Source organism: Nocardioides salarius, assembly GCF_016907435.1.
Lineage (GTDB): Bacteria > Actinomycetota > Actinomycetes > Propionibacteriales > Nocardioidaceae > Nocardioides > Nocardioides salarius.
This window is the reverse complement of record NZ_JAFBBZ010000001.1, coordinates 12,431-35,691: the sequence shown is the minus strand read 5'-3', so window position 1 is coordinate 35,691 and position 23,261 is coordinate 12,431. Positions and strand designations below refer to the sequence as shown.

Annotated in this window: 23 protein-coding genes and 1 pseudogene; 9 read left to right on the top strand and 15 right to left on the bottom strand. The window is 74.6% G+C overall.

The window, feature by feature from the left end; translation table 11 throughout:
* Positions 1-11 precede the first annotated feature (11 nt).
* The 3 genes from JOE61_RS00175 to JOE61_RS00165 are packed head-to-tail and all read right to left on the bottom strand — an operon-like array spanning position 12 to position 3,177.
* Positions 12-725 (bottom strand): glycosyltransferase family 2 protein, encoded by a 714-nt coding sequence (locus JOE61_RS00175; RefSeq protein WP_193668844.1) that lies wholly within the window; start codon positions 723-725, stop codon positions 12-14.
* Entirely contained in the window at positions 722-2,113 is a 1,392-nt protein-coding gene (locus JOE61_RS00170) for a PIG-L family deacetylase (RefSeq protein ID WP_193668845.1), read from the bottom strand. Before JOE61_RS00170 ends, JOE61_RS00175 begins: the two co-directional genes overlap by 4 nt.
* Positions 2,089-3,177 (bottom strand): acyl-CoA dehydrogenase family protein, encoded by a 1,089-nt coding sequence (locus tag JOE61_RS00165; protein ID WP_193668846.1) that lies wholly within the window; start codon positions 3,175-3,177, stop codon positions 2,089-2,091. Before JOE61_RS00165 ends, JOE61_RS00170 begins: the two co-directional genes overlap by 25 nt.
* A 188-nt stretch (positions 3,178-3,365) precedes the next feature.
* On the opposite strand from JOE61_RS00165, the gene JOE61_RS00160 reads away from it, so the two are divergent.
* Complete coding sequence (locus tag JOE61_RS00160; RefSeq protein WP_193668847.1) at positions 3,366-3,953, top strand: LysR family substrate-binding domain-containing protein; 588 nt, start codon at positions 3,366-3,368, stop codon at positions 3,951-3,953.
* 16 nt (positions 3,954-3,969) lie between these two features.
* Here the strand turns inward: JOE61_RS00160 and JOE61_RS00155 are convergent, their stop codons facing one another.
* Positions 3,970-5,403, bottom strand: coding sequence for a GuaB1 family IMP dehydrogenase-related protein (locus tag JOE61_RS00155; protein WP_193668848.1), 1,434 nt, complete (start codon positions 5,401-5,403; stop codon positions 3,970-3,972).
* Positions 5,404-5,434: 31 nt separating this feature from the next.
* Positions 5,435-5,830, bottom strand: a complete 396-nt coding sequence (locus JOE61_RS00150; RefSeq protein ID WP_193668849.1) for an ankyrin repeat domain-containing protein — start codon at positions 5,828-5,830, stop codon at positions 5,435-5,437.
* Positions 5,831-5,883: 53 nt separating this feature from the next.
* On the opposite strand from JOE61_RS00150, the gene galK reads away from it, so the two are divergent.
* A complete protein-coding gene (galK, locus tag JOE61_RS00145; RefSeq protein WP_193668850.1) occupies positions 5,884-7,083 on the top strand; it encodes a galactokinase in 1,200 nt (399 codons plus the stop codon).
* Between the two features lie 7 nt (positions 7,084-7,090).
* On the opposite strand, the gene JOE61_RS00140 is transcribed toward galK, so the two are convergent.
* Positions 7,091-8,440: a DUF2252 domain-containing protein gene (locus tag JOE61_RS00140; RefSeq protein WP_193668851.1), complete on the bottom strand. Its 1,350-nt coding sequence runs from the start codon at positions 8,438-8,440 to the stop codon at positions 7,091-7,093.
* 117 nt (positions 8,441-8,557) lie between these two features.
* Here JOE61_RS00140 and JOE61_RS00135 point away from each other — a divergent pair, with 117 nt between their 5' ends.
* From JOE61_RS00135 to JOE61_RS00125, 3 genes are all read left to right on the top strand, one after another.
* The gene (locus tag JOE61_RS00135; protein ID WP_193668852.1) at positions 8,558-8,845 is read left to right on the top strand and encodes a YiaA/YiaB family inner membrane protein; all 288 of its coding nucleotides are present in this window, start codon (positions 8,558-8,560) and stop codon (positions 8,843-8,845) included.
* 96 nt (positions 8,846-8,941) lie between these two features.
* Positions 8,942-9,364: a hypothetical protein gene (locus JOE61_RS00130; RefSeq protein ID WP_193668853.1), complete on the top strand. Its 423-nt coding sequence runs from the start codon at positions 8,942-8,944 to the stop codon at positions 9,362-9,364.
* 122 nt (positions 9,365-9,486) lie between these two features.
* Positions 9,487-10,179 (top strand): hypothetical protein, encoded by a 693-nt coding sequence (locus JOE61_RS00125; RefSeq protein ID WP_193668951.1) that lies wholly within the window; start codon positions 9,487-9,489, stop codon positions 10,177-10,179.
* An 84-nt stretch (positions 10,180-10,263) separates the two neighbouring features.
* Here the strand turns inward: JOE61_RS00125 and JOE61_RS00120 are convergent, their stop codons facing one another.
* The gene (locus tag JOE61_RS00120) at positions 10,264-11,493 is read right to left on the bottom strand and encodes an acyl-CoA dehydrogenase family protein (RefSeq protein WP_193668854.1); all 1,230 of its coding nucleotides are present in this window, start codon (positions 11,491-11,493) and stop codon (positions 10,264-10,266) included.
* Positions 11,494-11,506: 13 nt separating this feature from the next.
* Positions 11,507-12,883, bottom strand: coding sequence for an acyl-CoA dehydrogenase family protein (locus JOE61_RS00115; protein WP_193668855.1), 1,377 nt, complete (start codon positions 12,881-12,883; stop codon positions 11,507-11,509).
* Between the two features lie 113 nt (positions 12,884-12,996).
* Between JOE61_RS00115 and def the strand changes: the two genes are divergently transcribed.
* A complete protein-coding gene (def, locus tag JOE61_RS00110; protein ID WP_193668856.1) occupies positions 12,997-13,584 on the top strand; it encodes a peptide deformylase in 588 nt (195 codons plus the stop codon).
* A 53-nt stretch (positions 13,585-13,637) separates the two neighbouring features.
* Here def and JOE61_RS00105 read toward each other — a convergent pair whose 3' ends face one another.
* From JOE61_RS00105 to cobA, 3 genes are read right to left on the bottom strand one after another with little or no spacing between them, the layout of a single operon-like run.
* Positions 13,638-14,246 carry a hypothetical protein gene (locus JOE61_RS00105; protein WP_193668857.1) on the bottom strand — a complete coding sequence of 203 codons (609 nt, stop codon included), beginning with the start codon at positions 14,244-14,246 and terminating at the stop codon, positions 13,638-13,640.
* Positions 14,247-14,280: 34 nt separating this feature from the next.
* Positions 14,281-15,084, bottom strand: coding sequence for a TrmH family RNA methyltransferase (locus JOE61_RS00100; RefSeq protein WP_193668858.1), 804 nt, complete (start codon positions 15,082-15,084; stop codon positions 14,281-14,283).
* 1 nt (position 15,085) lies between these two features.
* Entirely contained in the window at positions 15,086-16,390 is a 1,305-nt protein-coding gene (cobA, locus tag JOE61_RS00095; RefSeq protein ID WP_193668859.1) for a uroporphyrinogen-III C-methyltransferase, read from the bottom strand.
* Between the two features lie 86 nt (positions 16,391-16,476).
* Between cobA and JOE61_RS00090 the strand changes: the two genes are divergently transcribed.
* The gene (locus tag JOE61_RS00090; protein ID WP_193668860.1) at positions 16,477-17,007 is read left to right on the top strand and encodes a YbhB/YbcL family Raf kinase inhibitor-like protein; all 531 of its coding nucleotides are present in this window, start codon (positions 16,477-16,479) and stop codon (positions 17,005-17,007) included.
* A gap of 19 nt (positions 17,008-17,026) precedes the next feature.
* On the opposite strand, the gene JOE61_RS00085 is transcribed toward JOE61_RS00090, so the two are convergent.
* From JOE61_RS00085 to JOE61_RS22360, 4 genes are all read right to left on the bottom strand, one after another.
* Positions 17,027-17,656 carry a CE1759 family FMN reductase gene (locus tag JOE61_RS00085; protein WP_193668861.1) on the bottom strand — a complete coding sequence of 210 codons (630 nt, stop codon included), beginning with the start codon at positions 17,654-17,656 and terminating at the stop codon, positions 17,027-17,029.
* Positions 17,653-18,741, bottom strand: coding sequence for an LLM class flavin-dependent oxidoreductase (locus tag JOE61_RS00080; protein ID WP_193668862.1), 1,089 nt, complete (start codon positions 18,739-18,741; stop codon positions 17,653-17,655). The genes JOE61_RS00085 and JOE61_RS00080 overlap by 4 nt, the downstream gene beginning before the upstream one ends.
* Positions 18,742-18,819: 78 nt before the next feature.
* Entirely contained in the window at positions 18,820-19,485 is a 666-nt protein-coding gene (locus JOE61_RS00075; RefSeq protein ID WP_307822715.1) for a class F sortase, read from the bottom strand.
* A gap of 83 nt (positions 19,486-19,568) precedes the next feature.
* Positions 19,569-20,732 carry a PP2C family protein-serine/threonine phosphatase gene (locus JOE61_RS22360; RefSeq protein WP_193668863.1) on the bottom strand — a complete coding sequence of 388 codons (1,164 nt, stop codon included), beginning with the start codon at positions 20,730-20,732 and terminating at the stop codon, positions 19,569-19,571.
* Between the two features lie 124 nt (positions 20,733-20,856).
* Here JOE61_RS22360 and JOE61_RS00065 point away from each other — a divergent pair.
* Together JOE61_RS00065 and JOE61_RS00060 are read left to right on the top strand one after the other, a co-directional pair.
* A pseudogene (locus JOE61_RS00065) lies at positions 20,857-22,296 on the top strand (catalase); the annotation flags it as partial.
* Positions 22,297-22,403: 107 nt separating this feature from the next.
* Entirely contained in the window at positions 22,404-23,255 is an 852-nt protein-coding gene (locus JOE61_RS00060; protein WP_193668865.1) for a glycerophosphodiester phosphodiesterase, read from the top strand.
* Positions 23,256-23,261 lie beyond the last annotated feature (6 nt).

Below are 23,261 nucleotides of genomic sequence, written 5' to 3'. Positions count from 1 at the left end.
ACCTCGACCAGCTAGGCCGACGCGCCCTCGGCCACGGCGATGCGCAGCGCGCGCAGGTAGCCCGCGAAGCCGTCGGGCGCCCGGCCGTGCTCGCGGGCCGAGGTGATGACCGGACGCCCCTGCCGCACCGCGGGCGTCCCGGCCTCGAGGAGCGCGCGCACCAGCTCGACGTCCTCGCCGGTGCCCAGGTCGGCGAAGCCACCCACCGCCCGGTAGGCCGAGAGCCGCACCCCGAGGTTGGCGCCGTGCACGTGCAGCCGCCCGCCGCGGTGCCGCTCGTGCCACGCCGCGAGCACGGGAGCGTCGAGGCCGGCCGCGTCGGGCTGCACCGGCCCGACGAGCAGGTCGTGGCCGTGCTCGGCGGCGGCCAGGTGGTCGTCGAGCCACGACGCCGGCACCCGGCTGTCGGCGTCGGTCGTGGCCACCCAGGTGCGCTCCCACCTGTCGGGCGCGCACCCCGCGGTCCCGGTGTCGACGCCCAGGGCCCGCGCTGCCCCGACGCTGCGCGCCCCGCAGTGCACGGTGCGCACGCCGTGGGCGGCAGCGACCTCGGCGCTGGCATCGGTGCAGGCGTCGAGCACCACGACGACCTGCACCCGCGGGGCGGCGGCCTCCCGGGCGCGCACGCGGGCCGCAGCGGTCTCGATGGCCTCGAGGCAGGCGCCCAGCACCTCCTGCTCGTCGTGGACCGGGACGACCACCACGAGCGCGTCGATGCCGCTCACTCGGTGGGATCCGGCAGACGGTGCTCCGGGCCCAGCAGCAGCAGCTCGACGTCGCGGTCGCGGTACTCGGCGATGCGCGACCAGCCCGGCAGCGCCTCGAAGGCACGGTGCACCGCGGCGCCGTCGAGCGGCCACCCCTGCACGGGGTGGCGCCAGTGGGCCAGCAGCACCAGGCCGTCGCGGTCGAGGCCGTTGGCGCTCTGGCGCACCAGCTCGTCGAGGTCGACGGGGCTCAGGAAGTACCCGACCTCGCTGAGCACGATCACGTCGTAGCGCCCGTCAGGCCAGTCCTCGGGGAGCAGCCGCTGCTGCACCTCGACGTTGGCGAGGTCCTCGGTGCGCCGCCGGGCCGCCTCCACGGCCGCCCGGCTGGAGTCGACCGCCAGGACGTCGTCGCAGCGCTCGGCCAGGGCGCGGGTCAGCACCCCCGTCGAGCACCCGAGCTCGAGGACCCGTCCGTGGTGGCGGGCCGGCAGCATCGCCAGGGCCAGCGCCCGCTTGCGCTCCTCGTACCACCGGGTGTCGGCGCCCCAGGGCTCCGCCACGGAGCGGTGCAGCTCGTCGAGGGTCTCGTCGCGTGCCGGCGCCTCGACGAAGACCTCCTGCTCGCCGAGGAAGTGCGCCAGCACCTCGGGCTGCAGCAGCGTCTCGTCGCCGGGCTCCTCCGAGAGCGGTCGCACCTGGGAGGCGTGGGCGTGCACGGCGTGCCGCTTGTGGGTGCAGGTGCCCGGGTCGAGCGGCAGCCGGCGCAGGTCGACCCAGGGCGCCTCGTGGGGCTCGGCCCGGTGCCAGAACCAGATCGGGTACTCCAGCAGCCGGGCGCCGGTGCGCCGGGCGGCCGCGGCGCAGATCCGCCCCGCGGCGTCGTGGTCGGGGTGCCCGTCGTGGCGCCACGGGCCGACCAGCAGGGCGCGGCTGCCGTCGCCGACGAGGGCGCTGAGCCGGTCGGTCCACCGGGCCTCGTCGGCCTCGACGTGCCCGTCGGCGGAGCCCCACCAGTGCACCGGGACACCCTCGGCGGCACCGCCCAGGGCGTCCAGGGCCGCGCGCGACTCCTCGAGGCGCCGGGCCGCGAGCTGCTCGCGCCCGTGCGTGGGCGAGGAGGGGTGGCTCGCCTCCCCCGCGGTGAGCAGCACCATCTCGATCCGCGGGCGCTCCTCGTCGGGCAGCCGGAGCAGCCGCGACAGCAGCCCGCCGGCGCCGAGGGACTCGTCGTCGGGGTGGGCGGCCACCACGACCACGTGCTCCAGGCTGCGGCCGTCGCGGGCGGAGAGCTCCAGCGGCGGCACCCCGGACCAGCGTCGGTCGTCGTGCCAGCTGCTCGCGGGGGTGCCGGGCACGTCGTGGCGGAAGCCGGCCTGGCTCATGTCGCCGACCTCGTCGTCCACCACGGCCCCTCGTGCTCGGCCTGGCGACCGAGCGCGGCGAGGTCGCGCTCGGCGTGGTGCTGGCGCAGGTAGAGGCGCAGGTCGGCGAGCGCGGCGGCGTACGACGCGTCACCGACCTGCGGGCCCGGCCCCAGGGCGTGCTCACAGGCCGCGAGCACCCCCTCGGCGGAGGCGACGACCACCGAGCGGACCCGCGTGGCCAGGGCTGCGGCGGCCGAGCCGGTGACGCCGCCGGAGTCGACGACCGCGGCGGCCTCGGCCAGCACGGCCCGGGACGCGGTCAGGTGCTGGTCGACCGCCCCGAGGTGCAGGTGGGCGACCTGGTCGAGCTCGCGACCGACGGGCTGTGCCAGGCGCCGGGCCAGCCCGACCGCGCCGCCGTACCAGACGGCGGCCACCCCGATGCCGCCCCAGGCGAAGCCGTCCCGCTCGAGGTACCAGCCGGGGGCGCCGACCGGCGTCACCGCGGCGCCCTCGACCTCGATCGGGGTGCTCACCACGTCGGGCAGGCCGCGGGGCACCCAGCGCTCGGCGTGCTCACCCGTGCGCACCGCCGGGTCGCGCAGGTCGAGCGCGAAGAGCCCGCGGGTGCGGTCGTCGACCCAGGCGGTGACCAGCGCGTGGCTGAGGTGGGAGGCGAGCGAGCACCAGGGCTTGGTGCCCTCCAGCAGCCAGCGCTCGCCGTCGGGACGCGCGACGAGGCGCACGCCCGGGCCCTCGGCGGCGAAGACGCCCCAGGTGGCGCCCGGTCCGGCCGCGACCGCGACCCCGGCCTCGTCGAGGATCGCCAGGGCGTCGAGGTGCGGCTCGACGGCGCGGGCCAGCTGGAGGTCGTGGGCGCCCAGCGTGGCCAGGCTCTCCCACAACGTGGCGGTGGACCCCGAGGCGGGACGCGGCACCACCGCGCCGAGCGCGGCGGCCAGCTCGAGGTGGCCGCCGACGTCGCCGCGCTTGGTGCCGTCGGCCAGGGCGCCGGTGACCAGCTCGCGAGCCCCTCCGGGCTCACCGGCCCGGGCTCGTGCTCCTGCGGGCATGGGTGGGTCGAGGGACACCCAGGGGTCCATGCAGTGCTCTCCTCACGCGGGGGATGTGCGCCGCCGGCCCGGCACCGTCGGGAGCTGCTGCGTAAGAGCTCCGTACGGGCGCCGAGCCCGCGACAACTACCCCATAACCGTTGCACGGCAGCGTGAAACGCCATCGGCGTGGTTTCACCCCTAGGAGGGGGGAGGAGGTTGACGGCTAGGCTCTCGGGGTGCCTACGCCCACCCCGTTCCGCCTCGGCTTCGTCACCGGGGCCACCCCCGACAAGTGGGCGCGCACCTGGCGCGACCGCTCCCGCGACCCACTCGAGCTGGTGCCCGTCGAGCAGGAGGACCAGGAGCGGGTGGTGCGCCACGGCGAGGTCGACATGGTGCTGGCGCGCCTGCCCGTCGACCGCGACGGGCTGCACTGCATCACCCTCTACGAGGAGCGGGTGGTGGCCGTGATGGGCCACGAGCACGTCGCCACCGTCGTCGAGGAGGTCGGCACCGACGACCTCGCCGACGAGCAGCTGGTCGCGCCGCACGCGTCGGGCTGGACCCCCCGTGCGCCCCAGCTGGACTGGCCGGCGATGAGCGTGCGCGAGGCGGTCGAGACCGTCGCCGCCGGCACCGGCGTGCTGCTGGTGCCGATGTCGGTGGCGCGGCTGCACCAGCGCAAGGACGTGACCTACCGGCCCGTGCACGACCTGGAGGGCACCACCGTGGGCCTCGTGTGGCGCACCGACAACGAGGACCCGCGGGTGCAGACCTTCATCGGGATCGTGCGCGGGCGCACCGCGAACTCCTCGCGCGGCTGAGCCGCGCCGGGGCCGGCTACCAGGACGTGGCCAGCGGGCGGCCCTCGGTGTAGCCGGCAGCCGACTGCACCCCCACGACCGCCCGCTCGTGCAGCTCCTCCAGCGACGCCGCGCCGGCGTACGTGCAGGCCGAGCGCACGCCCGAGCAGATCTCGTCGACGAGGTCCTCGACGCCGGGGCGCTGGGGGTCGAGGTACATCCGCGACGAGGAGATGCCCTCCTCGTAGAGGCCCTTGCGGGCCCGGTCGTAGGCGGACTCGGCGGAGGTGCGGTTGGCCACGGCGCGCGCGGAGGCCATGCCGAAGGAGACCTTGTAGGAGCGGCCGGCGTCCTCGACCAGGTCGCCCGGGGACTCGTGGGTGCCGGCGAACCAGGAGCCGATCATCACGCTCGAGGCCCCGGCCGCCAGGGCCAGCGCGACGTCGCGCGGGTGCCGCACCCCGCCGTCGGCCCACACGTGGCCCCCGGCCTCGCGAGCGGCCGCGGCGCACTCCAGCACCGCCGAGAACTGCGGGCGGCCGACCCCGGTCATCATGCGGGTGGTGCACATCGCGCCCGGTCCCACGCCGACCTTGACGACGTCGGCCCCGGCGGCCAGCAGCGCGCGGGTGCCCCCGGCGTCGACGACGTTGCCGGCCACGACCGGCACCTGCGGGTCGAGGGCGCGCACGGCGCGCAGCGCCTCGAGCATCCGGTCCTGGTGGCCGTGGGCGGTGTCGACCACGAGGGTGTCGACCCCGGCGTCGAGGAGCTGGGCGGCCTTCTCGCCGACCTCGCCGTTGACGCCGACGGCGGCCGCGACCCGCAGCCCGCCCCGGTCGTCGACCGCCGGGGTGTAGAGCGTGGCGCGCAGCGCCCCGGCCCGGGTCAGCACGCCCACCAGGGTGCCGTCGGGGGCGACGGCGACGGCCAGCGGCGCCCGGGCTGCGTCGATGGCGTCGAAGGCCGCGCGCGGGTCGGTGTCGGCGGTGATGGTGACCGGCGTGCGGGTCATCACCTGGTGCACCTGGGCGAAGCGGTCGACGTCGGTGCAGTCCTGCACCGAGACCACCCCGACCGGCCGGCCGTCGTCGACCACGACCGCCGCGCGGTGCGCGCGCTTGGGCATGAGCGACAGGGCCTCCGCGACGGTCTGGTGCGGCGCGAGCTCGATGGGGGTGTCGAAGACGAGGTGCCGGCTCTTGACGAAGGAGACCACGTCGCGCACCACCGGCACGGGGATGTCCTGCGGCACCACCACCATGCCCCCGCGGCGCGCGACCGTCTCGGCCATCCGGCGCCCCGCGATGGCGGTCATGTTGGCGACCACCACCGGGATGGTGGCCCCGGAGCCGTCGCTGGTCGCGAGGTCGACGTCGTAGCGGCTGGCGACCGAGGAGTGCCCCGGCACCATGAAGACGTCGTCGTAGGTCAGCTCGTGCGGCGGGGCCGCGTCGTTGAGGAAGCGCACGCCCGCGACCCTACGACCCGGGGCCGACCGCTCAGAGGGTGCGACCGAACATGGCCGCGGTCTCGCGCGCGGTCGGGGTGCCGGCCTCCGGGTCGGCGCCGGCGGCGAGCAGGGCGGCCACGACCTCCTGCTCGTCCTTGAAGACCGCCCCGGCCAGCGGGGACTGCCCCCGGTCGTTGAGCGCGTCGACGTCGGCGCCGCGCTCGGCCAGCCCGGCCACCACGCCCGCGTGCCCGTGGTAGGCCCCGAGCATCAGCAGGGTGTTGCCCTGCGCGTCGGTCAGGTCGACCGGGACCCCGGCGTCGACGTAGGCCAGCAGCCTCTCGACGTGGCCCAGCCGGGCGAGGTCGAGCATCTGGTGCGCCAGCTCGGTGAGGTCGGCCACCTCGGAGAGGTCGGTCGGGTCCGCCGGGGTCTGCTCGCTCATGGGCCCATGGTGGCAGCCGCCGGGGTGGGGACCGCAGTCCCTAGGCTGGACGCATGACGTGGACTGCTCCCGGTGACCCCGCTGACGTGGTGACGCGCCTGACCGGCGCCTTCGAGACGGCGTACGACGCCCCGGCCGAGGTGGTCGGTCGCGCGCCGGGCCGGGTCAACCTGATGGGCGAGCACACCGACTACAACTCCGGGCTGGTGCTGCCCGTCGCGCTGCCGCACGCCACCTGGGCGGCGGTGCGCCGCCGGGACGACGGCGTGGTGCGGATCCGCAGCCGCCAGCAGGAGCAGGGCTGGGAGGGCACGGTCGAGGACTGTGCCCCGGGCGGTGCCACCGGCTGGGCGGCGTACGCCGCCGGGGTGCTGTGGGCCCTGGGGGCCGGCGCTCCCCCGGACGCCGAGCCGCTGCAGGTGCCCGGGCTCGACGTGCTCATCGACTCGACCGTGCCGGTGGGGGCGGGGCTGTCGAGCTCGGCGGCCCTGGAGTGCGCGGTGGGTGCCGCCGTGGTCGCGCTGCTGGGCCACGACCTCGACGACGCCTGGCGCGCGCGCCTCGTGGCCGCGACCGTGCGCGCCGAGACCGAGGTGGTCGGGGCCCCCACCGGGGGCATGGACCAGGGGGTGGCGGTCGGCGCCGGGGCGGGGCGCGCCCTGCTGCTGGACTTCGCCGACGGGTCGTCCCGCCCGGTCGACCTGGGGCTCGGGGACGCCGGCCTGACGCTCCTCGTCACCGACACCCGGGTCTCCCACGAGCTGGTCGACGGCGGCTACGGCCAGCGCCGCGCCGACTGCGAGGAGGCCGCCCGACTGCTCGGGGCGCGCTCCCTGCGCGACGTGGAGCCGCAGCAGGCCGAGTCGCTCGACGACGAGCGCCTGCGGCGCCGGGCCCGCCACGTGGTCGGCGAGATCGAGCGGGTGCGGCACTGCGTCGAGGCGTTCACCGCCGGCGACCTGCCCGCCCTGGGCCGGCTCTTCCTGGCCTCGCACGTCTCGATGCGCGACGACTTCGAGATCTCCTGCCCCGAGCTGGACGCGGCCGTCGAGACAGCGGTCGAGGCCGGCGCGGTGGGCGCCCGGATGACCGGTGGCGGCTTCGGCGGGTCGAGCGTGGCCCTGGTGCCCGAGGACCGGGTGGACGCGGTCGCGCGGGCGATCGACCTGCGCTTCGTGCGCGACGGCGCCACTCCCCCTGCGCACCTGCGCGTCGAGCCCGCCGTCGGCGCGACCGCCCAGCGGCTGGGCTGAGGGCCGCTCAGGTCGAGGAGATCCCGATCCGCCCCTCGCGGAAGGCCTCGACGAACAGCGCGTGGTCGGTGCGCACCCGGTCGGCGTACGTCGTGGCGAAGTCGGTGACCCACGAGACCAGCTCGTCGCGCCGCTCCCCGACGCTGGCCGCGACCGCCTCCTCGACCTGGAAGTCGACGAGGTCCTGGTCGCTGTCCTCGTCGGAGGCGCAGTGCACCTTCGCGGTCGCGCGCCCCAGCAGCTCGACGACCTCGCCCATCTCGTCGGGCTCGGTGATGCCCGACCACTCGAGGTCGAGCTCGTAGGGCGAGACCTCCGAGACCACGTAGCCCACGCCGTCGATGGCGGCGTGGCCCAGCAGGGGGTCGGTGTGCACCTGCAGGGCGCGCTGGCTGACCGCGGTGCGGTGGCCCTCGTGGTCGAAGTAGTCGTCGACCTCCGCGGTGTCGACGAAGCGGCTCACCGCGGGCACGTTGGCCTGCTTCATCGACAGCACGACGTCGTTGTCGAGCGCCTGGCTCTGGCCCTCGATGAGCAGGTTGTAGGCCGGCAGCCCCGCGCTGCCGATGCCGAATCCCGACTTGCCCACGACGTCGTGCAGCTCGTAGAAGACGTCGCGCGGCGAGCGCCGCTCGTCGGGGATCGTCTCGAGGTAGTCGCGGTAGGCCTGCACGACCCGCTCCCGCTCGTCGTCGTCGAGGCGCCGCACGCTGGCGTCGTCGCGGAACGTGCGGTGGCCCTGGTCGCCGCGGGTGGTGTTGGCCGCCAGCAGGTCGGTGCGCCGCTGCTCGCGGGCCTGCAGCAGCACCTCGTGCACCGGCCCGGAGGTGTTGTGCAGGTAGAGCGCGTAGTCGCCGCCGCCGCCGCCGGCGCCGTCGGCGTAGCGGTCGACCTGGTCGAGGTAGGCGCGCAGGTAGCGCTCGACGAGGTCGCGCACCTCCTGCTCGGGCAGCGCCTTCTGCCAGCCGACCAGCGCCAGGGACGCCGCGAAGCGCTGCAGGTCCCAGGTGAAGCGGCCCAGGTAGGCCTCGTCGAAGTCGTTGACGTCGAAGACGAAGCGGCCGTCGGAGTTGAGGTAGGTGCCGAAGTTCTCGACGTGCAGGTCGCCGTGGATCCAGATCCGGCCGCTGCGCTCGTCGGCGAAGTCCTCGCTCCACACCTGCGACCCGGCCGAGCCACCGGTGCGCCCGGTCACGTCGGCGTAGAACAGGCACGCGGTGCCACGGTAGAACGAGTGCGGGTCGGCCGCCATCTTGCGGTACTTGCCGCGGAAGGCGGCGGGGTCGGCCTCCATCAGGTCGGCGAAGGCCTCCCCCAGCACCTCGATGATCGTCTCGGTGCGGTCCTGGTCGTCCATGGCGCCACTGTGCCAGCCGGCGGGGCCGGTCCTGACCACCCGTTGAGCACCGGGGCTCAGCGGGGTCGGGTACGCCGACGCATCCGCCGACCCCTCACCCGGAACCAGGGTGGAGCCATGAGCACACCCACCCAGAACAGGACCACGAACGCCTTCTACGCCCAGGCCGGCATCTCCTTCGGCCTGGCCCTGCTCAGCATGGTCGTGGCCGTGCTGTACCTGCCCGTCGACCCGTGGGTCCGCGCCTTCCTCGCCCTCGGCACCCTCTACCTGACCACCTCCGCCTTCACGCTGGCCAAGTGCGTGCGCGACGCCCAGGAGACCTCCTCGGTGGTCAACCGGCTCGACCAGGCCCGCGTCGACAAGATCCTCGCCGACCACGACCCGTTCCGCTCCGTGTCCTGACCCCGACCCCGACCCCTGGCCCCGGCCCCTGGGCTCCGGCCCCGGCGCGTGCTTGACTGCCAGGGCAACCGATCGATCCCCACCGAGAGGACGCCCATGAGCTCCAGCAAGCAGCCGAGCACCAGTGCCAGCACCGCCGTCGGAGGGGTCGGACGCCGCGTCGTGGGCACCCTGCGCGTCGGCGGGCGGGTCGGCCTCCGGGTCGGCGGCCGGGCGCTGGAGCGGTTGCGGCCGGTGGTGGAGCGGGGGCTGTCCATGGCGCCGGGCACCCGGGGGAACCCGCCGGGCGAACGCGCGCGCACCCCTGCCCAGGACCGGGAGGTGCCGGACCGGTCGCCCGAGCGTGCGCCCGACGTGACGCCGGCCGACGTGGCCGCCAGGGTGGCGCCGAAGCCGGACCTCGCCGCAGCTGCTGCGAGCGACGGGTCCAGCCGTGCGCCGCGCTCGGCGCCGGGCGACCGCCTCCCGCCGCGCCGGCCCGCCCCGGCACCCGAGCCGGTGCGCCCGGCCGACTCCTGATCCCTGCTCACCCCTGCGTGCGGGGCCGCCGGCCTCCTCGGATGGTTGACTCGTGGCGTCCCGCCGCGGCCGTCCGGTCGCCGGCACCCCGTACCCCCGACCAGCTCCAGGAGGACACCGTCGTGCCCACCCCGCTCTCCAAGATCCCCGTGGTCGGTCCTGTCGCCGACGTGGCCACCGACCTGGTCACCGGCGTCGCCAAGCTGCCCGCTGCGGCGGCGGACAAGGCCGTGACCCAGGTCCGCTCGGGCGTCAGCCTGGGACGCCTGGCCGTCGAGGGCACCGCTCGTGGCCTGGTGCAGAAGGTCAGCGGGCGCGGTGCCCACGCGGCCCCGTCGGCTCCTCCGGCTCCTCCTGCTCCGGCCGCTGCTCCGGCCGCTGCTCCGGCCGCTGCTCCGGCCCCGGCCGCCCCCGCCGAGGACCCGGTCACCGACATCGACGCCGGTGCTGCCGACGTGCAGGTCGAGGCGACCCCGGCCGACGTCGCAGCAGCCAAGAAGCCGGCGAAGAAGGCCCCGGCCAAGAAGACCACTGCCAAGAAGGCCCCGGCCAAGAAGACCACTGCCAAGAAGGCGCCCGCGAAGAAGGCCGCCGCCAAGAAGGCACCGGCAAAGAAGGCACCGGCGAAGAAGACCGCCGACCAGGTGCCGCTCAAGTCCGAGCCGACGCCGGCCTCGGCGGCTCCGCCGGTGCCCGAGGGCCCCGAGCAGCTCGGCCAGCTGGGTGACGACCGCACCGAGCCGCTGTTCGACGCCTCGACCGCCAAGCAGGTCGCGTCCGAGTCCGAGACCCTGCAGCAGGGCAGCGACGGCTGAGCCCAGCGGCCACGCCGCACGACGACGGCCCGGGACCCACCAGCGTGGGTCCCGGGCCGTCGTACGTCGTGAGGGTGCGGCGCGCTACTTCAGCTGCGCGCTGGTGAGCCCCAGGACCCGGCGGGCCACGATCAGCTGCTGGATCTGCTGGGTGCCCTCGAAGATGTCGAGGATCTTGGAGTCGCGCGACCACTTCTCGAGCAGCTCGGTCTCGCTGTAGCCCAGGGTGCCGGCCAGCTCGACGCACGAGAGCGTGATGTCGGAGCCGACGCGGCCTGCCTTCGCCTTGGCCATCGACGCCTCGAGCGAGTTGGGCTCGCGGTTGTCGGCCATCCAGGCGGCCTGCAGCGTCAGCAGCCGCGCGGCCTCCCAGTCGGCCTCCATCTGCAGGAACTTCGCCGCCGCCGCCGACTGCACCACCGCGGGCCGGTCGTAGTCGATGACGACCCCGGCCTGCTCCAGCAGGTCGCGGGTCAGGTCGAGGGAGGCCTTGGCGCAGCCGATGGCCATGGCGGCCACCAGCGGCCGGGTGTTGTCGAAGGTGGCCATCGCCCCGGCGAAGCCCTGCTTGACGTCGACCTCCGGGGTGCCGAGGAGGTTCTCCTTCGGCACCCGGCAGTCCTCGAAGATGATCGTGGCGGTGTCGGAGGCCTTGATGCCCAGCTTGTGCTCGAGGCGGTCGACACGCATGCCGGGGGTGCCCTTGGGCACCACGAACGACTTGATGGCCGCGCGGCCCAGGTCGCGGTCGAGGGTGGCCCACACGACGATGGCGTCGGCACGGTCACCGCTGGTGACGTAGATCTTCTCGCCGTTGATGACGTACTCGTCGCCGTCGAGGACCGCGGTGGTCGAGATGTTGGCCGAGTCCGAGCCGGTGCCCGGCTCGGTGATCGCCATCCCCGCCCACACGCCGTCGAAGCGCTCGGCCTGCTCGTCGTCGGCGACCGAGGCGATGGCGGAGTTGCCCAGGCCCTGGCGCGGCATCGAGAGCAGCAGGCCCACGTCGCCCCAGCACATCTCGGCGATCGACATCACCGAGGCCAGGTTGGCGCCGTTCTTCGAGCCGGCACCCTTCTCGGTGCCCTTCTCAGCGGGCGTCTCGTCGCGGCGTACGCCGGCGGCGCCGGCACCCTCCGCGGCGCCCGACTCGGAGAGCCCGTCGATCATCGCGGCGAGCATGTCGAGCTCGGTGGGGTAGGCGTGCTCGGCCTTGTCGTACTTGCGCGAGATCGGGCGCAGCATGTTCATGGCGACCTGGTGGGCCTGGTCGCGCAGCGGGCGGAACTTCTTGGGGTCGTCCAGATTGATCATGGTGTGGTTGCCCTCAGACGAGGACGGCTCCTTCCATCACGCCGACGGCCCGCAGGTCGCGGTACCACCGCTCGACCGGGTGCTCCTTGACGAACCCGTGGCCGCCGAGCAGCTGCACGCCGTCGAGACCGATGCGCATGCCCTTCTCGGCGCACAGGCGGCGCGCCAGCGCCACCTCGCGGGCGACGTCCTTGCCGGCGGCGGCGCGGCCGGCGGCCTTGTAGGTGAGCAGGCGCATGGCCTGCAGCTCGATCGCGATGTCGGCGACCATGAACGCCACCGACTGGCGGTGGGCCACCGGCTCGCCGAACGCCTCGCGCTCCTTGACGTAGGGCGTGACGTAGTCGAGCACGGCCTGGCCGGTGCCCACGGCCAGGGCGCACCAGGCCAGCCGCGAGAGCCGCACGCACTCGGCGTACGTCGACCCGTCGGTCTCGCCGAGGACCGCGTCGGCGGGCAGCGTGACGCCCTCGAGACGCAGGCGGGCCATCGAGGCGGCCCGCACGCCCATGCCGGGGTCGGACTCCACGCTCAGGCCCGGGGTGGAGGACTCCACCAGGAACAGCACCGGGCTGCCCTCCAGGTCGGCGCCGACGACGAACAGCTCGGCGTCGGCGGCGCGCACGACGGCGCTCTTGAGGCCGTCGAGGACGAACCCGTCGGGGGTGCGGCGGGCGGTGGTGCTCGGCGCCAGGGCGTCGAAGAGCACGGTGGGCTCGCTGAGGGCCAGCGCGGCGGCGGGCACCTCGTCGCCGGTGAAGGCGGGCAGGTAGGTCTGCTGCTGGGCCTCGGTGCCCCACAGGCCCAGGGCGGTGGCGACCGCGCCGGGCGCGAGGGTGGCCACGGCCAGGCCCATGTCGCCGCGGGCGAGCGCCTCGGCCACCAGGGTGCCGGCCACGGCCGAGCGCTCCTCGGAGATGCCGCCGAGCGCCTCGGGCACGCCCAGGATCGGCAGTCCGATCTCGAGGCTGGCCTTGAGCACCGGCTCGGGCGCGGCGCAGGTCTCGTCGGCCTCGGTCGCGGCGGGGCGCACCACCTCGTCGGCGAACTCGGTGACCACGTCGACGAGCATCTGCTCGTCCTCGCCGGGCGTCAGGTCGAAGACGCCCTTCGGCGCGGTGCTGGGCACCCGGACCCCGGGCTGCTGGCGGCTGCCGGCCCGGGTGAAGGCGCGGTTGGCGCGGGTGGCGGCCTGGAAGCCGGTGCGCGTCGCGGTGTAGACCGCCTGCTCGGCCTGCTTGCGCAGCCCGACGCGGTCGAGGAGGTCGCTCTGGGCGAGCTTGCCGAGGGCGGCCACGGCGTAGCCGATCGGGTCGCGCACCTCGGTGCCGGCCAAGCCGTGCCTTCCCCCGGGGCGCAACCGCGCCGGGAGGCTCTTGGTGAGGTCCATGACGCTAATGTAACTGTGAGTTACACATTGCGCTACAGACGATCCGGGTGGTCCGGGTCACAGCCGCCGGCCGGGTTGGGCCGCCGGGGTGCTGCCCTCCTAGGATCGCGGGCATGCCCGAGCAGCCTGAGCACGCGCCGTACGGTCCCCTCCCCGAGGGCGGCACGGTCCGCCCGGTCACCCGGTGGGGCACCCCGGTGATGCACCGTCCGCAGGAGCCGGTGACGGCGTACGACGACGAGCTGCGCACGCTGGTCGCCGACATGGTCGCGACCATGTACGCCGCCGACGGCGTCGGGCTGGCCGCCTGCCAGATCGGCGTCGACCGGGCGGTCTTCGTCTTCGACTGCCCCGACGAGTCGGGCGAGCGCACCGTCGGCGTCGTGTGCAACCCCGAGCTCGAGCTGCCCGAGGGCAAGGAGCGCCAGCTCGACGACTCCGACGAGGGCTGCCTGTCCTACCCCGGCGCGTTCGTGCCCTGCGCCCGGCCCGACACCGCCACCGTCACCGGCACCGGCCTCGACGGCCAGCCGGTCACCTTCACCGGCGACGGCCTGCTGGCCCGCTGCCTGCAGCACGAGACCGACCACACCCGGGGCACCGTCTTCGGCGACCGCCTGCCCACCAAGCAGCGCAAGAAGCTCGCCAAGGAGCACGACAAGCTGGTCGAGGAGTACCCCGAGGGCTGGCCGGCCGACTGAGGTTCCGGGCGCCTGCAGGGGTCCCCGGTCAGTCGGGGACTCCGGCACCGGCCCTAGGCACCCCGGGCGGGGAAGGCGGTCCCGCCACCGGCGGCCAGCGCCTCGGCGACGATCTCGAGGTGCTGCTCGCGCAGGTCGTCGGGCAGCGGCGGGAGCACGTCGTCCCAGAAGGCCAGCATCGCGCCGCGGCCCTGCATCATCCCGGCGGGGCGGGCCATCGCCCACAGGTGGAAGTGCTCGGAGCCGTCGCCCCAGCGGGCGAGGTGGGTGCGCGCGACGCCGGGCACGGCCTTGACGGCGTTGCTGACGCGCTGGAGCAGCGGCCCGAGCGTGGCCAGGAGGTCGAGGGGCGCGTCGTCGAGGAGCACGTGCTCGCGAGGCGCGACCCCGCCCACGAAGGGCAGGCCGAACGGTGTGAACCCCGACCGCACCTGCCACAGGTCGTCGTGCCAGATGGTGTGCTCGGAGGGTCGGCAGTGCCCGCACTCGCTGCGCTCGAGGGTGCCGGCGCGCGGCGCCTCCGGCACCAGCATCGGCTCCAGGGGGCGCAGGGTGACGTCCTCGAAGCAGGAGAGCCGGTCCTCGACGAGCGGCTTGCCCGAGAGCCGCTCCCCGATGGGCAGGGTGCGGTGGTACGGCGAGTCGGCCGGCTGCTGGTCCATGCCGCTCACGCTAGGCGGCGGTGCCCGTGCAGGGTCAGCGGCGCGCGGTGACGTAGCAGGCCACCGCCGAGGCGGCCGCGACGTTGAGGGAGTCGATGCCCTCGTGCATCGGGATGATCGCGCGCCGGTCGGCGCTGTCCTGCCAGCGCTCCGAGAGCCCGTGGCCCTCCGAGCCCAGCACCAGGGCGACCCGGTCGAGCCCGGCGACGGCCTCCTCGACCGGCACCGCGTCGTCGGCGAGGGTGAGCGCCACCGTGGTGAACCCGCGCGCCGACAGGGTCGGCAGCGCGTCGTACCACTCGGGCAGGCGGGTCCAGGGCAGCGTGAAGACGGCCCCCATCGAGACCTTGATGGCACGCCGGTAGAGCGGGTCGGCGCAGCGCGGCGCCAGCAGGGCGGCGTCGAAGCCGAGGGCGGCGCCGCTGCGCAGGATCGCGCCGACGTTCGTGTGGTCGACGATGTCCTCGAGCACCAGCACCGAGCGCGCCCCAGCGAGGACGTCCTCGACCGGCGCGAGCGGGCGGCGCTCGAGCGAGGCCAGCGCCCCGCGGTGCACGTGGAAGCCGGTCACCTGCTCGGCCAGGTCCTCGCTCAGCACGAAGCAGGGGGCCGCCGAGCGCTCGAGCACGTCGGCGAGCCCGTCGAGCCAGCGCGGTGCCATCAGGAACGAGCGGGCGTCGTAGCCCGACTCCACGGCCCGGCGCACCACCTTCTCGCCCTCGGCCAGGAAGAGGCCGTGCTCGGCCTCCAGGTCCTTGCGCAGCTGTACGTCGCGCAGGTCGCGGTAGTCGCGCAGCCGCGGGTCGTCGGGGTCGCTGATCTCGACCAGCTCGGCCACGTCACTCCTCCACGAAGTCGCCCGGCCGCACCGTCACCGGTTCGGCGTAGTGGCCCGGTCGGGCCACGGCGACCACGTCGCCGACGACGATGATCGCAGGCGCCCGCACCCCCTGCTCCACGATGTCGTGCGCCAGGTCGCCGAGGGTGCTCAGCACCGTGTGCTCCTCGGGCATGGTGCCCTCGACGACCACCGCCACCGGGGTGGAGGCGCGTCGGCCGCCGGCCATCAGCGACTCGGCGATCAGCGGGGCGTTCTGCACCGCCATCAGCAGCACGATGGTGCCGCGCATCCGCGCGAGGGCCTCCCAGTCGACCAGCGACTGCGGGTGGCCGGGCGGGACGTGACCGGTCACGACGGTGAACTCGTGGGCGACCCCGCGGTGCGTGACCGGGATGCCCACCCCGGCGGGCACCGAGATCGCCGACGTCAGCCCGGGCACGACGCTGACCGGCACGCCCGCGGCGCGGCAGGCCAGGATCTCCTCGAAGCCGCGGCCGAAGACGAAGTTGTCGCCGCCCTTGAAGCGCACCACCCGCTTGCCCTCGAGCGCTCGGTCGACGATGACCTGGTTGATGGACTCCTGGGTGGCCTGGCGCCCGCGCGGCAGCTTCGCGACGTCGACCAGCTCGACGTGGGCGGGCAGCTCGTCGAGCAGCTCACGGGGGGCCAGCCGGTCGGCCACGACCACGTCGGCGCCGGCCAGGGCGTGCCGGGCCGCCACGGTGGCCAGCTCCGGGGCCCCGGGCCCGCCACCGACCAGCACGACGCCGGCGGTGCGCTGGTGCGCGTCGCGCACGGTCAGCCGGCCGTCGCGCAGCGCCGTCATCACCTCGTCGCGCACGGCCGCGGAGCGCCGGGGCTCACGGTTGGCCAGCACCGCCACCGTGACGCCGTCGTGGCGGCCCACCGCGGGCGTCCAGGCGCTGGCCTCGCGGGCGTCGTCGGCGCGGGTGCAGAAGACCCGCTGCGCCTCGGCCTCGGCCAGCACCGCGGCGTTGACCTCGGCGTCGTCGGTGGCCGCGACGACGTACCAGGACCCGTCGACGTCGCGGGGCTCGAAGCCTCGCTGCTCCCACCTCAGCTCCGCGCCGAGGCCCTCGATCGCGGGGGTGACCTGGGGAGCCACCACCACCACGTCGGCACCGGCCGCGATCAGGGCCGGCACCCGGCGCTGGGCGACCTGTCCCCCGCCGACGACCAGCACCCTGCGCCCGGCCAGCCGCAGCCCCACCGGGTACGGCGGTGCCTCGGTGGGGGCGCGACGGGTGGCGTCGGCGGTGGGGTCGTCGGGGAGCTCAGCCATGTCCCCATGCTGACCCGCGGCCCCGACCCGGGGGTGCACTGACCGGGTGGTGGTCACTGCGCGGGCGCCGGGCTACGTTCGGCTACATGAGCAACCTCGAGCGTCCCGTTGCCCCCGATCCCTACGACCTCCTGCCCCCGGTGCCGTCCTTCGACGTGGCCAGCACCGACGTCAGCCAGGGTGAGCCGCTCGCCGACGCCCAGGTCGGCGACGGCGGGAACACCTCGCCGCAGCTGTCGTGGAGCGGCGCCCCGGACGGCACCAAGAGCTTCACCGTGACCTGCTTCGACCCCGACGCGCCGACCCCCAGCGGCTTCTGGCACTGGGTGCTGGTCGACCTGCCCGCCGACACCACCGAGCTGCCCGCCGGCATCGGCTCCGAGGGGGCCGACCTGCCCGGGCAGGCGTTCATGTGCCGCAACGACACCGGCTCGAAGGCCTTCGCCGGTGCCGCCCCGCCGCCGGGCGACATGCCGCACCGCTACTTCTTCGTCGTGCACGCCGTGACCGAGGAGACGCTGGGCGTCGACTCCGACGCCACCCCCGCGGTGGTCTCGTTCAACCTCGCCTTCAAGACCGCCGGTCGGGCGGTCCTGCACGGCACCTACCAGCACTGAGCCTGCACTCAGCCGGGCCTCAGCCCGTCGGCCCCGCGCCCGCCCGGCGCAACAGCTCCTCGAAGGGCGTGGGGTCGGCGAGCCGCTCGTCCACGGTGGGCCGGGGCCGGGTGGCCGCCGCGCCGCCCAGGAGCGCGACCAGCTCGCCGGCGGCGCGCTCCACCCGGTCGTCCAGCCCCGCGTCGCCGAAGTCGTCGGTCGCGGCGAAGACACCGGTCGGCGCCACGACCGCGCGCAGGTGCGCGAAGAGTGGGCGCAACGCGTGGTCGAGCACCATCGAGTGCCGAGGCGTCCCGCCGGTCGCCGCGACCACGACAGGCGTCCCGTCCAGCGCGTCCCGGTCGAGCACGTCCACGAAGGTCTTGAAGAGCCCGCTGTAGGAAGCCGCGTAGACCGGGGTGACCGCGACCAGCGCGTCGGCGTCGCGCACCGACTCCAGCGCCGTCGCGAGCTCCTCCCCCGCGAACCCGGTCGTCAGCCGGTCGGCCAGCGGGTGCGCGAGCCGGCGCAGCTCCACGCGCTCGACGTCGACCCCGTCCTCGGCCTCGCCGCCGAGGCGGCGTACGACGCCGGCGGCGAGGCGGTCGGCGAGCAGCGTCGTCGACGACGGCACGCCCAGGCCGGCGCTGAGCACCACCAGCCGCGTCATGCGGTCACCTCCTGGTCGGCACGGGCCGCGACGAGCGCGGCGTGGGTCGGGGCGTCGGGCACGTGCGCGGGGCGACCCTCGGCGAAGCCGGCCCGCAGGTCGGGAAGGATCTCGCCGAGCAGGTCGAGCTGCTCGAGGACGGTCTTCAGCGGCAGTCCCGCGTGGTCGACGAGGAACAGCTGGCGCTGGTAGTCGCCCACGTGCTCGCGGAAGCCGAGGGTCCGCTCGAGCACCTGCTGCGGCGACCCGACGGTCAGCGGCGTCTGCGAGGTGAAGTCCTCCAGGGACGGGCCGTGCCCGTAGACCGGCGCGTTGTCGAAGTAGGGCCGGAACTCCCGCACCGCGGCCTGGCTGTCCTTGCGCATGAAGAACTGTCCGCCCAGGCCGACGTAGGCCTGGTCGGCACGGCCATGCCCGTAGTGCTCGAACCGCTCGCGGTAGAGGCGCACCATCTGGGCGGCGTGCGCGGGCGGCCAGAAGATGTGGTTGTGGAAGAACCCGTCGCCGTAGTAGGCCGCCTGCTCGGCGATCTCGGGGCTGCGGATCGAGCCGTGCCACACGAACGGCGCCACGCCGTCGAGCGGTCGCGGGGTCGCGGTGAAGCCCTGCAGCGGCGTGCGGAAGCGTCCCTGCCAGTCCACGACGTCCTCGCGCCAGAGCCGGTGCAGCAGCGCGTAGTTCTCGACCGCCAGGTTGATGCCCTCCCGGATGTCCTTGCCGAACCACGGGTAGACCGGGCCGGTGTTGCCGCGGCCCATCATCAGGTCGACGCGACCCTCGGTGAGGTGCTGCAGCGTGGCGTAGTCCTCCGCGATGCGCACCGGGTCGGTGGTGGTGATCAGTGTCGTGGCGGTCGAGAGCAGGATGCGTCGGGTCTGGGCGCCGATCCAGGCCAGCGTGGTCGTCGGCGCCGACGCCACGAAGGGCGGGTTGTGGTGCTGGCCGACCGCGACGACGTCGAGGCCGATCTCCTCGGCCTTGAGCGCGATGGCGACCTGGGCGCGGATCCGTTCGTGCTCGGTGGGGGTGCGGCCGGTGGTGGGGTCGGTGGTCACGTCCCCGACGCTGAAGATCCCGAGCTGCATGGTGCTGACGCCTCCGAAGATGGTTGAAATGCGAACTGCCCGGTCAACGACGGGGCCGAGCCGGATGTTCCCCCCGGCTCAGGCACCGGCCTCGACCGGTGCGGCGACCACGACCACGTTGCTGCGGTAGGCGCGTCCGTCCCAGTCCTCGCAGGTCAGCACCACGAGCCGTCCGGCGACCTCCTGGCTGAAGAGGCGCCCCGCGTCGCGGGCGATCCGGCCCTTGTCGTAGACCCGCACGCTGCGCACCTCGTAGTCCAGGTCGGCGCCGTCCGCGCGCACCGTCATCCGGTCGCCCGCCTCGAGGGTCTCGAGGTCGTCGAGGGCTCCCCCGCCGCCGTGCACGGTGTGGCCCACGACCAGGGCGCTGCCGGTGGTCGCGCCCGGGCGGGCACCCTGCGACCACCAGCCCAGCCGCTGGGGGTCCCGGGGTGGCACGAGCACCCGGCCCGGCGCCTCCACGGCCAGCACCGGGGCGTCCACGCCGAGGGCGGGGATCCGCAGGCGGTCCGGGTCGGCGCGACGGGTCTCGGCGTACGTCGCCTTTTGCGTGGTGTCGACCCCGGCCGCCACCGCGTCCTCGGAGGCCGGCGCGTCGGTCTGCGCGGAGGCCGGGGGTCGCGGCGCCTCGTCACCCGGCCGGGTCGCGACGACGGCCACCAGCACCACCAGGAGGCCCAGCGCGGCGGCTGCCGCGACGCCGAGGACCCGTCGTCGGTAGTGGTCCATCGAGAGGGGCGGCACATCCTCCACCCTGCCCGACGCCACCCCTGGCCCACACCCACCCCTGCCGGTCCGGGCCGGCTCAGCGCGAGATCCGGGCCGGGTCAGCGCGAAGTTCGGGCCGGGTCGGGGGTGGGCAGGCGGTGCAGCACCAGGACGGCGCGGTCGTCGTCGCCGCGGGCGACACGGCGCAGCACGCGCCGCGGCAGTCCAGCCAGGCCGGTGGGTCCGGCGGGCCCGGTCGGCCCCGTCAGCTCGGTGGCGGTGCTGCGCAGCCACTCGATGCCCGCGTCGATGTCCTGGCCGGGGCGCTCGACGACACCGTCGGTGTAGAACATCAGGGCGTCCCCGGGCTCCAGCCGGCCGCGGCTCGGCTCCGCCTCGGCCTGCACGGTGACACCGAGCGCGGTGCCCCGGGCGGTGTCGACGCGCCAGCCGCCGTCGGCGCGGTCGAGCCTGAGCACCGGCGGGTGCCCGGCGCTGAGCACCTCGTAGTCGCCGCTGCACAGGTCGAGGCGCACGTGCACGGCGGTGGCGAACGCCTCGTCGGACTCCTGGCGCAGCAGGAAGTCGTTGGCCGCGGCCACCAGCCGGCGTGGCGGCACCGCGCCCAGCAGGCCGCCGAGCGCGCCCGCGAACTGGAGCGCGGCGGTGCCGGCGGCCACGCCCTTGCCCACCACGTCGACCAGGATCATCTCCAGGCACCGGGCCTCCTCGTCGAGGCGGGCGACCAGGAAGTCGCCGGCGTAGCCCACCGAGTCGGCGGCCAGCATCGCGCTCTCGCTGCTCCAGCCCGCCGGGAGGGGCGGCACGACGCCCTGGCGCTGGAGCCGGTCGCGCAGGTCGGAGAGGACGGACTCGCCGAGCAGGGTCGGCAGGCCGCTGCGCTGCCGGCTCGACTGCAGCAGGACCAGGGCAGCGGCGACCACCAGGGTGATGGTGGCGGTGACCCGGGCGGCGTCGAGCTCCTGGGGGCCGACGGCGTCGGCCACCGCGACCGCGACGGTGCCCACGACTCCCCAGGTGGTGACCAGGACCAGCGGACGGAAGCGCAGCAGCAGCATCCCGACGAGGAGCCACACGAACACCGGCCCCACCGGCGCCAGCCAGTAGGCGAAGGACGAGACCACCAGGGTCAGGGTGAGCAGCACGAGCAGCACCACGGCCACGTAGCGCTGGCTGGCCGGGCTCCCCGAGCGCCATCCGTCGACCCGGTCCTGCACGTAGCGCACGACCTGCGTCCACATCTGCGCCGGCCTCGAGGTCACCGGCCGAAGACTAGGCCGTGCCGGCCCTCCGCGACCCGGACACACCCGAAGGAGAGTTTTCTTGACCGGATCAAGAAAGAGCGGCAGGGTGGTGGGTGATCCACGACCCCCAGGAGGGACCTCGATGACCCAGCACCACGGCTCCACCGCCGGCAACGGCGCCCCCGCCCCGAGCGACCGCAACAGCCTCACCGTCGGCCCCGACGGCCCGATCCTGCTGCACGACCACCACTTCATCGAGCAGATGGCCCACTTCAACCGTGAGCGGGTGCCCGAGCGCAACGTGCACGCGAAGGGCTCCGGCGCGTTCGGCACCCTCGAGATCACCGGCGACATCTCGCAGTACACCAAGGCCGCCGTGCTGCAGCCGGGTGCGCGGACCGACATGCTCGCCCGCTTCTCGACCGTCGCCGGCGAGATGGGCTCCCCCGACACCTGGCGCGACCCGCGCGGCTTCTCGCTGAAGTTCTACACCTCCGAGGGCAACTGGGACCTGGTCGGCAACAACACGCCGGTCTTCTTCGTGCGCGACACGATGAAGTTCCCGCACTTCATCCGCAGCCAGAAGCGGCGCGGCGCCAACGGCCTGCGCGACAACGACATGCAGTGGGACTTCTGGACGCTGAACCCCGAGTCGGCCCACCAGGTGACCTGGTTGATGGGCGACCGCGGCATCCCGAAGACGTGGCGGCACATGAACGGCTACGGCAGCCACACCTACATGCTCTACAACGAGGCCGGGGAGAAGTCGTGGGTGAAGTTCCACTTCATCTCCGACCAGGGCGTGGAGTGCCTGACCCAGGAGGACGCCAACCGGATCGCCGGCGAGGACTCCGACTTCCACCGCCGCGACCTCTTCGACACCATCGAGGCCGGCGAGCACCCCAGCTGGACCCTCAAGGTGCAGGTGATGCCCTACGAGGACGCCAAGACCTACCGGTTCAACCCCTTCGACCTGACCAAGGTGTGGCCGCACGGCGACTACCCGCTCATCGAGGTCGGCAGGATGACCCTGCACACCAACCCCGAGAACCACTTCGCGCAGATCGAGCAGGCCGCCTTCGAGCCCTCCGCGATCGTGCCGGGCATCGGCTTCTCGCCCGACAAGATGCTGCTCGGCCGGGTCTTCGCCTACGCCGACACCCACCGCTACCGGATCGGGCCGAACTACCAGCAGCTGCCGGTCAACCGGCACCGTGTCGAGGGCGCCTACACCTACCAGTTCGACGGGCCGATGGCCTACGACCACACCGGCGATCGGTCGAAGTACGCCCCGAACTCCTACGACGGCCCCTTCTCCGACCTGACCGGGCCGGCCGAGGACGGCTGGGAGACCGACGGCGCCATGGTCCGCGAGGCGTACACGCTGCGCCCCGAGGACGACGACTTCGGCCAGGCGCGCACGATGGTCAACGAGGTCTGGGACGACGCGGCCCGCGAGCGGTTCGTCTCCAACGTCGCCGGCCACCTGGCGGGCGGCGTCAGCGAGCCGGTGCTCGAGCGTGCCTTCGAGTACTGGCGCAACGTCGACGAGCAGATCGGCAAGCGCATCGAGGACGCCGTGCGGGCCGGCCAGCACGGCGACCCCGCGCCGCACCCCACCGAGGCGCTCGAGACGGTCTGAGCCCGTCCGCGACGCACGGGGCGCCACTGTCCGTAGAGTGGCGCCCCGTGCGTGCCAAGGAGCCGGTGCTGGTCAGTGCCCACCGTTGCGGCGCCGGTGGCGACCGGGCGCTCGAGAACACCCGGGTCGCCCTCGAGAACGCGCTGGACCTCGACGTCGACTTCGTGGAGTTCGACGTGCAGCGCTGCGCCGACGGCGTCCTGGTGCTCTACCACGACGACTGGATGTGGGTGGAGGAGCGGCGGGTGCCCCTGGCCGCGCTGAGCTTCGAGGAGTTCTCGTCGCGGGCGCCGCACTTCCTGCGCTACGAGGAGGTGCTGGACGCCCTGGCCGGGGTCACCCGGGCCCACATCGACCTGAAGTTCACCTCGCCCGCCAGCCTGTACGCCGAGCCCGCCGCCACGTGGGAGGTGCAGGCCGCCCGGCGGGCGGTGCAGGTGCTGGGCGCCGACCAGGTCATCGTCACCACCCTGGAGGACAAGGCCGTGCGGGCGGTCCGCGACTGGTCGGACGCCGAGGGCCACGACCTGCTGGTGGGCCTGTCGCTGGGGCGCAGCGTGCGGGGGCTCCCCTGGCACCGCCAGGCGCGGATCCGCGCCTCCGAGCTGCTCCCCCGACTGCGCTACACCGAGTCCCGGGCCAACCTGGTGGTCGCCAAGCACACCCTGGCCCGCTTCGGCGTCGCGGCCTTCGCCCGGCGCCGCGGCCTGCCGCTGCTGGTGTGGACCGTCGACACCGAGGACTCGCTGCGCTACTGGATGCGACCGGGCCGGGCCTGGCTGGTCACCAGCAACGAGCCGGCGCTGGCCCTGACCGCCCGCGACGGCTACCCCCGCCACCGCAGCGGGCGCACCCCCCGGCCCCCACGGGCCCCGCGCACCCGGCGCCAGCCGGACTGAGAGGCT